The sequence below is a fragment of the Mucilaginibacter sp. P25 genome (assembly GCF_050859465.1).
GTDB lineage: Bacteria > Bacteroidota > Bacteroidia > Sphingobacteriales > Sphingobacteriaceae > Mucilaginibacter > Mucilaginibacter gossypii.
This window is the reverse complement of sequence record NZ_CP193937.1, coordinates 5,270,492-5,282,831: the sequence shown is the minus strand read 5'-3', so window position 1 is coordinate 5,282,831 and position 12,340 is coordinate 5,270,492. Positions and strand designations below refer to the sequence as shown.

The 12,340-nt window shown below is 40.1% G+C and carries 15 protein-coding genes and 1 pseudogene; 11 read left to right on the top strand and 5 right to left on the bottom strand.

Annotated features, from left to right (window positions below; genetic code table 11):
• Positions 1 to 21: 21 nt before the first annotated feature.
• From ACRQ5D_RS26615 to ACRQ5D_RS26605, 3 genes and pseudogenes are all read right to left on the bottom strand, one after another.
• A pseudogene (locus ACRQ5D_RS26615) lies at positions 22 to 1,416 on the bottom strand (arginine decarboxylase).
• A 233-nt stretch (positions 1,417 to 1,649) separates the two neighbouring features.
• Positions 1,650 to 1,907, bottom strand: a complete 258-nt coding sequence (locus tag ACRQ5D_RS26610) for a helix-turn-helix domain-containing protein (protein ID WP_432327162.1) — start codon at positions 1,905 to 1,907, stop codon at positions 1,650 to 1,652.
• Between the two features lie 65 nt (positions 1,908 to 1,972).
• The gene (locus ACRQ5D_RS26605; RefSeq protein WP_432327161.1) at positions 1,973 to 2,629 is read right to left on the bottom strand and encodes a GlxA family transcriptional regulator; all 657 of its coding nucleotides are present in this window, start codon (positions 2,627 to 2,629) and stop codon (positions 1,973 to 1,975) included.
• Positions 2,630 to 2,786: 157 nt separating this feature from the next.
• Between ACRQ5D_RS26605 and ACRQ5D_RS26600 the strand changes: the two genes are divergently transcribed.
• From ACRQ5D_RS26600 to ACRQ5D_RS26550, 11 genes are all read left to right on the top strand, one after another.
• Positions 2,787 to 3,209 carry a DoxX family protein gene (locus ACRQ5D_RS26600; protein WP_091162860.1) on the top strand — a complete coding sequence of 141 codons (423 nt, stop codon included), beginning with the start codon at positions 2,787 to 2,789 and terminating at the stop codon, positions 3,207 to 3,209.
• Positions 3,210 to 3,268: 59 nt separating this feature from the next.
• Positions 3,269 to 3,844 carry a dihydrofolate reductase family protein gene (locus ACRQ5D_RS26595; protein WP_091162861.1) on the top strand — a complete coding sequence of 192 codons (576 nt, stop codon included), beginning with the start codon at positions 3,269 to 3,271 and terminating at the stop codon, positions 3,842 to 3,844.
• Positions 3,845 to 3,949: 105 nt separating this feature from the next.
• Complete coding sequence (locus tag ACRQ5D_RS26590) at positions 3,950 to 4,273, top strand: HTH domain-containing protein (protein ID WP_091162862.1); 324 nt, start codon at positions 3,950 to 3,952, stop codon at positions 4,271 to 4,273.
• 185 nt (positions 4,274 to 4,458) lie between these two features.
• Entirely contained in the window at positions 4,459 to 4,731 is a 273-nt protein-coding gene (locus ACRQ5D_RS26585) for a hypothetical protein (RefSeq protein WP_431198391.1), read from the top strand.
• Positions 4,689 to 5,513, top strand: coding sequence for a hypothetical protein (locus ACRQ5D_RS26580; RefSeq protein ID WP_432327159.1), 825 nt, complete (start codon positions 4,689 to 4,691; stop codon positions 5,511 to 5,513). The genes ACRQ5D_RS26585 and ACRQ5D_RS26580 overlap by 43 nt, the downstream gene beginning before the upstream one ends.
• Positions 5,513 to 6,613 (top strand): S8 family peptidase, encoded by a 1,101-nt coding sequence (locus ACRQ5D_RS26575; protein ID WP_091162864.1) that lies wholly within the window; start codon positions 5,513 to 5,515, stop codon positions 6,611 to 6,613. Before ACRQ5D_RS26580 ends, ACRQ5D_RS26575 begins: the two co-directional genes overlap by 1 nt.
• Before the next feature lie 47 nt (positions 6,614 to 6,660).
• Positions 6,661 to 7,083 carry a hypothetical protein gene (locus ACRQ5D_RS26570; RefSeq protein ID WP_432327157.1) on the top strand — a complete coding sequence of 141 codons (423 nt, stop codon included), beginning with the start codon at positions 6,661 to 6,663 and terminating at the stop codon, positions 7,081 to 7,083.
• Complete coding sequence (locus ACRQ5D_RS26565) at positions 7,038 to 7,544, top strand: hypothetical protein (protein ID WP_431198389.1); 507 nt, start codon at positions 7,038 to 7,040, stop codon at positions 7,542 to 7,544. Before ACRQ5D_RS26570 ends, ACRQ5D_RS26565 begins: the two co-directional genes overlap by 46 nt.
• Entirely contained in the window at positions 7,541 to 8,047 is a 507-nt protein-coding gene (locus ACRQ5D_RS26560) for a hypothetical protein (RefSeq protein WP_431198388.1), read from the top strand. The genes ACRQ5D_RS26565 and ACRQ5D_RS26560 overlap by 4 nt, the downstream gene beginning before the upstream one ends.
• 65 nt (positions 8,048 to 8,112) lie before the next feature.
• Complete coding sequence (locus ACRQ5D_RS26555) at positions 8,113 to 8,757, top strand: hypothetical protein (protein ID WP_431198387.1); 645 nt, start codon at positions 8,113 to 8,115, stop codon at positions 8,755 to 8,757.
• Between the two features lie 277 nt (positions 8,758 to 9,034).
• Positions 9,035 to 10,771 (top strand): phospho-sugar mutase, encoded by a 1,737-nt coding sequence (locus ACRQ5D_RS26550; RefSeq protein WP_091162866.1) that lies wholly within the window; start codon positions 9,035 to 9,037, stop codon positions 10,769 to 10,771.
• 81 nt (positions 10,772 to 10,852) lie between these two features.
• On the opposite strand, the gene ACRQ5D_RS26545 is transcribed toward ACRQ5D_RS26550, so the two are convergent.
• Together ACRQ5D_RS26545 and ACRQ5D_RS26540 are read right to left on the bottom strand one after the other, a co-directional pair.
• Positions 10,853 to 11,263 (bottom strand): RNA recognition motif domain-containing protein, encoded by a 411-nt coding sequence (locus tag ACRQ5D_RS26545; protein ID WP_091162867.1) that lies wholly within the window; start codon positions 11,261 to 11,263, stop codon positions 10,853 to 10,855.
• A 170-nt stretch (positions 11,264 to 11,433) separates the two neighbouring features.
• Positions 11,434 to 11,682 (bottom strand): hypothetical protein, encoded by a 249-nt coding sequence (locus ACRQ5D_RS26540; protein WP_091162868.1) that lies wholly within the window; start codon positions 11,680 to 11,682, stop codon positions 11,434 to 11,436.
• Positions 11,683 to 12,340: the final 658 nt, after the last annotated feature.

Below are 12,340 nucleotides of genomic sequence, written 5' to 3'. Positions count from 1 at the left end.
CTGTTATGATTAGATATAAAATTACGTGGTATAACCCAGAATTTTCAATACTTGCTTGCTGTTTTGCTCTTCTCCAAACACCTCAAAGTTAAACGTTCTCGTCCCTGTTACGGCGAATGATCACATGCTTGGGTGATGGCAGCAGGCAGTGGTGGATACCGCCGTAGCCACTTAATACTTCCTGGTAGGCGCCGGTATTAAAGAAACCTAAATATTGCACCTTACGGGTTTTAGGCATAAATACGCTGTTCATATGCGCTTCCTGGTTGTAATAATCCTGCCCGTCGCAGGTGATACCCCCAAGGTTTACACGTTCGTATTCCGAATCCCAGTTGTTAACCGGCAACAGGATGTACTTTTGGTTCAGCGCCCAAACGTCTGGCAGATTGGTAATGAACGAGCCATCAAGCATCAGCCAGCGTTCGCGGTCGTTTTGTTGTTTACGGCCTAATACCTTGTACAGGATACCAGAAGCTTCGGCTACAGTATACTTACCAAATTCGGTAATGATATCCGGTTCCATCGTGTCATGCTCGGCACATATCTCTTTGATCCGGCTTACTATTTCGTTGATCATGTATTCATAATCAAAATCGAAAACCAGTGAATCTTTAAATGGCATACCACCGCCAATATCAAGCGTATCCAGATGTGGATTTACTTTTTTGAATTTACAGTAAAGAGTTACATATTTTTCAAGTTCATTCCAGTAGTATGGTGTATCGGAAATACCCGAGTTAATGAAGAAATGTAATAGCTTAACCTGGAAGTTAGGGTTATCCTCAATTTTGTTATGATAAAAATCAATAACATCTTCCATACGCACACCCAAACGTGAAGTATAAAACTGAGAATCAGGCTGCTCTTCAGCTGCAATCCGGATGCCCAGGTTACAAGGAGTGTCCATCTCAATTTCGTCGTCGTAAAGGTTAAATTCTTCTTTATTATCCAATACCGGAATGATGTTTTTAAAGCCATCATGTAACATATCAATAATATATGTTTTGTACTGGAAGGTTTTAAAGCCGTTACATATTACGGTTATTTCCTTTGTTACAGTACCTTTTTCTCCAGCGCGTCAATCATAGGCATATCAAACGCCGATGATGTTTCCAGGTGAATCTCGTTTTTCAGGGCTTCTTCAACAATGTGCTTGAAATGCGAGCTCTTGGTGCAATAGCAATATTTATAACTACCGCGATAGTTGTTTTTGATGATGGCCTGTTGAAACAGCAGTTTAGCTTGCTGGATCTTTTTGGATATCATAGGCAGATAAGTAAAGCGTAGGGGAGTACCGTACGTTTCAATCATCTCCATCAAATTTAGGTCCTGAAAGTATAGTTCATCGTCGATGATCTCAAAACCATCCTGTGGAAAGCCTACACTTAAGTCAAGAAATTCCTGATAACTCTGCATCCTTAAAAATTTTGGGCAAAAATGTAATTTTTAAACGGAATATTTGGCTATTTGTTAGGATTAATTTTATTGACAGAATGTAATGTTTTTGCCGTAGAAGCCAGATTAGCCATTACCTCCTGCAATACAGTGTGTTGCGGCTGATAATCAATAGATATTTTCGATAATAACCAAGCTACAACATAGGTGATCCGGGAAGGGGTAGCAAGCGCCTAAAATTTTGATAAACATACCTATGCTACAGCCGCTTCTTTGTTATATTTATTACGGTAATCAATTGGCGAGAGCCCGGTGATCTTTTTAAAAACTGTACGAAATGCCTTGGCATCGGTATACCCAACATCATACATTACCTCATTGATGTTTTTGGGGGTACTTTCCAATTGTTTTTTGGCTGCCTCAATTTTTACGCGCTGTATATATTCAACCGGAGTATTATTGGTGGCTTTTTTAAACCGTCGTTCAAAATGCCTGCGGCCAATAGCATACATTGATGACAGGTCTTCAACTGAGATTTTTTCGGTTACGTTATTTTCTATATATTCCTGAGCTTGCTTTATAGGATTGTCCTCGTGTTTTTTTGCCCCGTGAACATCGCAAATGGAGACTGACTTTTTCGGTCGATCTCCAGGGCATAGATCTTAGCGGCCATGATGGCTATATCCCGCCCGGCATACTTTTCAATCAGTAATAGTAACAAACTCCAGTATGAAGTAGCGCCGCCACTTGAATATAAACCCTGCTGTTCGGTAACAATACGCCCGTCAACCAGCTTCACTTCCGGGAACATATTTCTGAACGCATCGGCTGTTATCCAATGGCTGGAACACTCTTTACCATTCAATAACCCTGTCGAGGCCAATATAAATGAGCCGATACAAAGACTTGCTATTTCTGCACCATTATTGTACTGGTTGATGATCCACGGTACAAAATCCCGGTTTACGTTTACCGCGTTTTGAAGATCGCCACTTATGGCAGGGATGATCACCATATCGCTTTTTTGCAGATCACTTAATAAAATATCCGTATGAACCGAAAACATGCCGCCATGCACCTTAACTTCTTTGGAAAGCCCAACCATCTGTACGTCAAAAACAGGTTGCCTCCCCATCGATTGTAAAAAATCGTTGGCGCCTGTGAAAATGGTTCTGGCGTCAACTATGCTGGCTAAAACCGCTTCATTGGGTATCAGGATGGCAACATGTTTCATTTTGTTATTGTATAACTGGTTATCTGGGATAAAGATAATGAACACTAAAGTCGCAAACAACCCCTTAACAAGTCCTTTTTACGTGCTACACAACTTTATCGCACCAAATAACTTTGTATCGTTAACAAACATATAATCACGCAAACCAAATATCATCATGAAACCAAAAACAATTAAAACCCTGTACTGGATCTTTACCGCCCTTTTTTTATTGGCTATGCTGGGCGATGCTTACGGGGGAATCACTATGCAGCGGGCTGGCAAAGATTCATTAGCTAAACTTGGTTATCCCTTTTACCTCATGGTTATTATGGGGTGGGCAAAAATAGCAGGTGTACTGGCCATAGCGCAAACCAGGTACCTGGTTATTAAAGAATGGGCTTATTCTGGCTTCACCATTAGCTTTATCGGTGCATTTTTATCGTGGCTTGCTATTGGAGCCGGGGCTGCCATGCTCATTCCGCCGGTAGTTATGCTGCTTGTTATGTTCTTCACCTACTATTTATGGAAAAGGTATGAGCAGGTAAAGGAACTGGGCTTAACCAACACTAAACTTGCCGGAAATACTGAACTGGCTTAGTGTTTTCAATTTTATTATAAATCCCGGGTTTGTCAAATCCGGTTTGCTTATTTATTACCATGCGCAAACTGATCGTATCCTTAAACATTACGCTGGATGGTTTTGTAGCGGCGGAGGACGAAGGCCTGGATTGGCATTATCAATACTGGACGGATGAAATAGCCGAGACAATAACAGAATTGCTTAGCCGGGCCGATACTATTTTATTGGGCAAAAACACATATCGGGCTATGGCTGCCTATTGGCCCTTTCAGGCCAAGTGCATGAATTTTCCGCGTACGGATATTGCTTATGCAGATATGATGAACAACTACCAAAAAGTGGTTATGTCGTCAACAATGACCTCCGCGTTGTGGAACAATTCATTACTGGTCAAAGGAAATCTAAAGCAGGTTGTTAAGCATTTAAAAAAGCAGCAGGGCCGTGACATCCTTACTTACGGAAGCATCAGTGTGGTCAAAAAGCTGGTGGCCGCGAATTTAGTTGATGAGTACCAGTTTTGGATCCACCCGGTAATTTTAGGCAATGGTAAAGCACTTTTCAACGGGGTAAAAAGCCACTTGCTTTTAAAACTGGTTTTAAAGAAAGTTTTTTCATCGGGTGTTATATTGATGGTTTATCAATCCCACAATTAACTTAGGTAACAGCATTAAACCGACCGGTTTAAAAAGGCATCTTTACTGCTGACACACTGTTGTCAATAGCGCATTACACCTTTGTATGTAAAAACGTGATCCGTTATGAACAGAGCCGACAGGTTGCTCAAGGTATTGGTGCTGCTGCAAACCAGGGATGTGGTTTCTATCGACCTGCTAAAATCACATTTTCATATCAGTACCCGTACAGCCTACCAAGACCTTGAGTGCCTGAAGCAATTAAAAATAACAGTGACCTTTGAAGCTGAAAAGGGATGTTTGGTTTTAGTTGCAAGCTGCCTTTCGCCGGATGGTAAAAGTGAGATCATTTCTCAGCCGATGCTGGTTATTCCGCAGGCCATAAAAAATGAGGTACTATTGACTATTCCGCGTGCGGTAAATGATGATCCTCAAAACTCATCGTCGTAATATCTTAGTTTTTCGGCAACTCATAAAAATTTACGCCTTCGCTGTTTTGAGCCAATTTAAAACGAGGGAACATCTGATTTTTGCGCAAAAATACGTATGAAAATACCGTATTTTAACGGATTGATATTTGGCCGATTGCTTTGTAAATTGGGGAATATTTTTATGCCTGCTAAACCCGCAACCTTATGTTTAATTCCCCAATTATCGATCTTGCGCTCACGCTGTCGTTTACCTATTTTTCGCTCAGCCTAACTGTTAGTACAGTTCACGAGTATCTGTCTGCCCTGCTCAACAAGCGGGGAGAGTATCTGAAAAATGCTATCGAATGTTTACTATTTGACCAGGACTGGAAAAAAATAGCAGAGAAGCTTTATAACAATCCGAACATTACATCTTTAAAAAAGATACAAGCAGCTTGCCATCATATATCCCGGCGGGCAACTTCGCTGCAGCTTTAATGGATCAGTTTAAAGGTGATAAAAATATTATCCTTGATATGAATAAGATCCGGGATGTTTTAACAGATGACGGCATAGCAGCACAGGTTGGCATCTCTGCCGGGATCAGGAAACTTCTTCTTAATTTTTATGAGCGCGCCCAGGGCGATCTTCAGAGTTTTCAAAAACAGATCGAAACATTTTATAATTCGGCTATGGACAGGGCCTCGGGAGTTTATAAACGATCATCTCAGCTTATTGTGTTTATTATTTCGGTGGTAATCTGCGCCTCTTTAAATGTTGACACCATAAATATTGTAAACAAGCTTTGGGGTAACCAGGAAGCATTGAAACATACAGCCGACAATTTACAAACCGTAGTTAAACAAGTAAATGAAAAAGGATATAATCCTAAAACTGATACGATAAAGTTTGAAGCCAGCAAAGTAACGGTTATTAAAAACATACCTGCCGATACAAGTAAAAACGCACCTAACGCGAAAAAAGTCGCCCAGCAAATCAGCACAGTTAGTACGTTTCTAGTAAGCTCTGGTATCCCTGTGGGTTGGACGGCACAAAACACTCCAGATTTGAAGGGTAAAACATTCTGCCAAAGCCTTTTGTCGCTTTTAATCAAGATAACTGGTTTATTATTAACAGCTATAGCTTTAATGTTAGGCGCTCCTTTTTGGTTCGATTTGATCAACAAAATTGTAAGTTTACGTGCGGCAGGCAAAAAGCCTGAAGAAGAAGCAACCACACCAACTAAAAATACCACCGTAACCGTAAAACCAGTAGGCTAATGCGCATTAAAGTAACCAAGCTGCTTAATACCAGGGTAGGAGGCGCTCATACAACCTATCAAACCGGTGCTATAAGAGAGCCGGGTGACGAGATAGAAGTAACGGGCACTGTGCAGGGAGAGGAACTTGACGGAAACAACACCTGGTATAAAGCGAGCGACGATGCTAATAGTCATTATTGGAGCGGCGGGGCCGAACAAATAGATAGTGCCGGTGGCAATTATCAGCAATGGATGATTGACTTGAACCTCCCGGAGATTTGGGGCCGGTATGCAGGTACAGGCGTTGGTGTTGCTGTGGTGGACACCGGTATTGCGCCAGGCATAACAGACCTGTTTTATAATCAGAGTAAGTATTATGTTTATGGAGATAATGTTGAGATAAAAGACAATGCCGGTCATGGTACATTTTGTGCTTCCCTTGTTGGGCTACGGAATACCAGCGGCAACTATGTCGGTGTGGCTCCGGGCTGTAATTTATTCGCTTGTAAAATATCCGAAAAAAGAACATTTGAAAACACGGAGAGAGATGCCCAAAGATATGCTGACGCGATTAATTGGTGTGCAAAAAATCCTGATATTCATATAGTTTCAATAAGTTGGTCGTCGGGTATAAGCAATGCTGCTACTCTAAGTTTAATTCAGGAGGCTATAAACAATGCCGTAGCTAACAATAAAATAATTGTTTGTTCTATCGGAAATTCGATAGTATTTGGAGATACAAGAAAATATTATCCGGCCTGTTTGAAAAATACAATCGGGGTCGGCATGGTTCCGGATAAGGAGAATGGCTATCCTTGTATAAATGAGTTCCTGTCGCTGGTGATCAATGGCTCGCAAATAAAATCATATGATCAGAATAACGAATTGATAGCTGATAGCGGGAGTAGTTTTGCGACGGCTATTACATCGGGCATAATTGCGCTGATGATTCAAAAAATGAATTTTAGTTATTCATTTGCTATGATCACTGAAAAATTGGCGGCTATGACGCAGAAAACAACCTTCATTATAACCGAAGATGGAAACCCGCCAGCATCCTTCGATCTTCCACTGCTAAAACCCGAACTTCTATTGAATTTTTTTAACGATATTGTATGAAATATAAATATGCCTCCCTTTTTTTGTTCTTGCTTCTGTCCTGCAAAATGTTTGCGCAACAACCCGAAAGGCGCGTTTTTTATGATGTGTTATATTTAAAAAGTCTTTACGACAAAGACGGAAAAATAAGGATCAGCCCACAAAACAAGCCGTTGTTTGCTTATTATTTTAATCTCAAGAACACCACTAATGTAGATACTGTTATCAAGAAAAACCCTTTTTTTAGCCTGAACGGGATTTATGAAGCTGGCGGTGCAAGCGGAGGGACAATACCCAGCCCATCCGGATTACTACAATCCATAGGCTCACTTGATGTTACCAATCTTGCCGACGGTCTTGCAAAGTTTTTAGTGGAACGAACAAAGCAGGAACTTTCCACTGCCTTTTTTCACGGTTTAAAAAGGAGCTGGACAGTACCAGGCAGTTGCAGTTATTATTCCCGGTTACTTACAAATCACTTACAGCTATAGATGTTGAGATCTATAATTACGCCGCCTATACGGATTTGCTGCGGGAGTCATTTCAGAAAGACCTGGCACTATTACTTCCCAATGTTTCCAATTTGATTGACGACCCGTGCATGGATCAATTGTTTGCTGCCATGCCCCACGTCAGGATAATCTTCATCGATGCCTTGTATATAGCCAACGAGTTTCATGAGGGTTCCCATCCCGGGGATATTTTTCATACCTATCTGGTTAATAAAGCAGGCAATGGCACCTTAAAGCTTGTAAATGAAAATGTATATCCGGCATTGCAAGCTTTTGATCTTTTTTCACAATCATTACGGTCAAATCAGAGAGATAAATACTGGGTCGATGCCGATTCGGCGAAGATGCTGTTTAGTAACCCTGTAACTTTCCAAATCTACCTTGGTTTACTTTATCAGCAATTGGAAAAAAAGACATTAATTTCAAAGAGGGTTCAATGAGGCAATTTCTCAAAGATCGTAGTGGTGACTTTTTAAAATTTGAGGAAATTTATCAGAGTTATAACATTGAATTTATCCAAAAAGCAACAATAGTAAACAGGTATTTCATTAATTTAAAGCAACTTCAGCAAAAAGGTGAAAATACTTTTAATTACCAGGATTATTACGCGCTTTATAATTCATCACTTAATCTTTTTGAGCAATTATTGAAATCACCGGTGCTTTTAAATATCAATCCGACCAATATCACTATACCAATGATTGACAGGAACGATCCGAAGATTGATCAGTACCTGTCATCAGCCAGGAGTCTTGGCAACGTTTACATTGATGTTTACGAAAAGCAGTACCCATCGGCCATAGTTGAGCTTAGCGACGTTTACGATAACTTGTTTATTAATAAAGTCGTTACCAACCCAATAAAACAGGATTTGGTTACAAAACTTGCTGAAAAAAAGCAGAATATAATAAACTGCAGGATGCAGTCGCCAAAACTGCCATAAAGAAAGAAATAAATGAACTTGAAGCGAAAATTGCAGCGTTCACCGAGTGGCCGGCAATAAATAAAATGTTTATTAAATATGCCAATTTTGCCGCTGAGGTATCAAAAGCGAAAAACAGTGACGAAGTAAAAAATGCTATTGAAGCAATTGCTTTACCGGTAGGCAGTTCAACCGTTAAACGCGAGGCTATTTTTAATGTTGCTCTAAACGCCTATGTTGGCCCTTATGTAGGTAAAGAAAAAGTGCATGGCATTGATGAAAAGTATAAAGGTACATACGGGCTCTCAGCACCGGTAGGAATTTCATTTAGCTGGGGGCACCGTTTATTATTTGTTCCTACGGGCGATAAAAAATGGTCGACTTCTGTTTTTGTTTCTTTAATTGATATCGGCGCACTTGCTTCATACCGTTTTACATCCGGAAGTACCCCAGTAGCAAAAGATACCAGCGCCACTGTAGCGCAGGTGCCCAAAATTGAGCTGAAGAATATCATAAGCCCCGGTTTGTTTTTATCTATAGGTATACCATCTACACCAATCTCAATTTCGGGTGGTTTCCAGGTTGCGCCAAATTTGCGTAGCGTTAGTTTAACAGGAGCCAATAAAGATGTGATAACTAACACTTACGGCGATAATAAGTTATATACACGTTGGTCGGTTGGGGTTTTAGTTGATATACCGATACTCAACTTGTTTACTAAAGGACGTTAATAGATTTGATTAACGGTTCGTCGGCCAACGATAAATGGAGGGCGAAGGATGGCAGCGCCATTTATAGCTTGAAATTGATAAAACTTTTACTGGAGTATCTTGTTCAGATAACGGTTCGGCGACTGCCGCTCTTGCCGTGCATTATATTTAAAAGTTATTGCATATTGGGCTGGCATAATTAAAAAGATGATTTAACTTTAAGGCGTTCTGTTTTGATTATTTATTATCATATTTAAAACAAAACCGAATCTGATAAATTGAAAATATACAACCACTTATGCAGGAATTAGACCCCACCATTCTTCAAAAAGCAAACTCATGGCTTCAAGGAAATTATGATGCTGATGTAAAGCAGGAAATTCAAAAATTAATTGACGATAAGGCATATACCGAACTGACGGATTCATTTTATCGTGATCTGGAGTTTGGTACCGGTGGCCTTCGCGGTATTATGGGGCCGGGTTCAAACCGTATCAATAAGTATACTATAGGCGCCGCCACACAGGGATTAGCTAATTATCTGAAAAAAACCTACCCCGGCGAAAAAATCAAAGTAGCTATTGCTCATGACAGCCGTAACAACGCCGATTTCTTTTCGACTATTACGGCCGAAGTTTTTTCAGCTAATGACATTTATGTTTATTTTTTTAAGGCATTACGTCCTACGCCCGAGCTTTCGTTTGCGGTACGCCATTTAGGCTGCAAAAGCGGTGTAATGCTTACAGCATCACACAACCCCAAAGAGTATAACGGGTACAAAGCTTATGGGGCCGATGGTGGGCAGTTTGTTTCTCCGCACGATAAAGCCGTGATGGACGAGGTTGCTGCAATCAGCAGCATTGATGACATCAAATTTAACCGCGTTGATGCTAATATTGAAGAAATAGGGGAGGACATTGACGAGCTTTACCTGAGCAAGATCACTGAGCTTTCTGTTTCGCCTGATGCTATTGCACGTCAAAAAGATCTTAAAATAGTTTATTCGCCAATCCATGGTACCGGTATCACATTGGTACCCCAAGCCTTGAAACGGTTTGGTTTTGAAAATGTGATCTTGGTTGATGAGCAAATAACTCCCGATGGAAATTTCCCAACAGTAGTTTACCCTAACCCCGAAGAAAAGGAAGCGCTTACACTTGCCCTTAAAAAAGCAAAGGAAACTGACGCCGACCTGGTATTGGCTACAGATCCGGATGCAGATCGTGTGGGTATTGCTGTGAAAAATACCGATGGCGAGTTTATCCTGCTCAATGGTAACCAAACCGGCGCTATGTTGATCAATTATTTATTAACCGCATGGGAAGAAAAAGGCAAGCTTACCGGTAAAGAATACATCGTTAAAACCATTGTTACCACAAATCTAATCGAACGCATAGCCGAAGCCAAGAATGTTACTTACTATAACACGCTTACCGGCTTTAAATATATCGGCGAGTTAATGACCCATTTTGAGGGTAAACAAACCTTTATAGGTGGCGGTGAAGAAAGCTATGGTTATTTGATAGGCGAACTGGTTAGGGATAAGGATGCTGTAGTTTCAAGCGCATTCATTGCAGAAATGACTGCTTATTACAAAGACAAAGGAAGCAGCCTTTTTGAAGCATTAATCGACACTTATGTGCAATATGGTTTTTACAAAGAAAAGCTGATCTCCCTGACTAAAAAAGGTAAAACCGGTGCCGAAGAAATTAAGGAAATGATGGAGAAATTCCGTACCAATCCTCCGGCTACCTTAGGCGGCTCAAAAGTAAGCACACTTAAGGATTATGAAAAACGTATTGAAACTGATTTAGCAACCAATACAAGCAAACCAATTGAATTGCCTGTATCTGATGTTTTGCAATTCATTACAGAGGACGGTAGTATCATTTCGGCCCGCCCGTCAGGCACGGAGCCTAAAATTAAGTTTTATTGCAGTGTGAACGGTAAACTTGAAAGTAAAGAGACATATAGTGAAACAGATAAAAACCTTGACGCTAAGATTGCCTCAATTATGCAGGATCTCGGTGTTTAACTATGGATAATGATGTTTGAAAAAATCCCGGCCAGATCTCAATCGGCCGGGATTTTTTATGTATGATTTATCAGTCGTTCGTTACATCGTTTTTCTGGGGCGCCTTGGTCTGTCACTTCCGGGCGACTGATCATTATTGCTCCGGTAATTGCTTTGGCTATTATAGCTTCGGGTATTGTTAGTTCTATCCCCGCCGCCTCTGTTATTGCCGTATCCAAATGACTTACGTGGTGGAGGAGTTTTCTTTATAAAGTCGTCGTTTATTTTTACACTTAATACCCGATCGGCAATAGGCGTACCGTCTAAGGCGATCACCGCGTTTTCTGCCCCGGTGCGGTCCTTCATTTCAAGAAACGCATACCCCTTACATATTCTTGTTTTTTTGTCGCGTACAATTTTAATCGTTTCCACATCGCCATGTGGACCTATCATTTTAACAAGTTCCAGCTCTGTCATTTCCAGAGGAAAGCCGCCTACAAATAATTTGACCATTTATAAATTGAGATTAAGATGATAGATAACCACCGTACACAAATTTCGTTTGATTTTTTTAAATAAAGGATGTTTTCGCGTTAAAACCAAAGTTTATTTAATAATTCGTTGTTTTCAAGTCAGTAATGGTCAAAAAATGGCATTTTGTGACTCTTAATAATAGAACGTCATCAATACAAAACAGAGAACGACTGGTATACATCTTTAAGAAGTACTGAAGGCCCGTTGGCTGCAATTGCGTTTTCAAGGTTTTTATTGCTAAATACAGCTACCCCCATCTCGGTTTTTACCTGGTATCTCAATGACAAATTCAGTGCGGTTGTATCCCAGTTATAAATATCGGCATAAGCGTTCGGACGCCCGGTAAATGGCCCAAATGCTTTTAAGAAATAGTCCAGTATTTTATAGGCGTCAGCCACCTAAAAAAAAGATAAATGTTCACTATTTTGTTTTTGTAAACGCGGAAACCTATTGCATCTAATAACAAACTATCTCCCTGTATCAATGGCCGCTGTCTTTATATTGATAACGAATACAATTGTCTGCATTGTGTTTAGCATCAATATCTAAACAGATAAGCTCACGGGCCGGAATAGATTAAAAATAAAACTCGTCGTTTAGGTGGCATGACTCAATCTTTTTCAGGTTCGGACAGTGTAATTTCTGTGGATCAAAAAACAAAACTAAAACGCATTAGCAATACTGTAAATCCATATATTTGAGAATATAAACCGGGGATAGGTGTGCAATTTATCTTCTAAAATGATAGCCTTAGTTGGTTGCAGTTTAATTAATTTATTGCCGTATTTGATTTGCAGAAATTGTGTGTTTGATTAATCGGATCGGTGCGTTATTAAAAACCTTTATAACAAAAATGAAATATATCTTCTGTTTGCTTTTTTCATTAATTATTCTTTCGGCAAATGCATTCACTGATCCTAATACCTTACTCGAAGAATTAAAAACTGAAATCGCAAAAAAATATATATGATAGCAGTAAAGAAGCAAGGATCCGAAAATTAAAGGCATATCAATCAACCCTTTCGCAAACCAATTATGATGCGCGGTTTGATACCT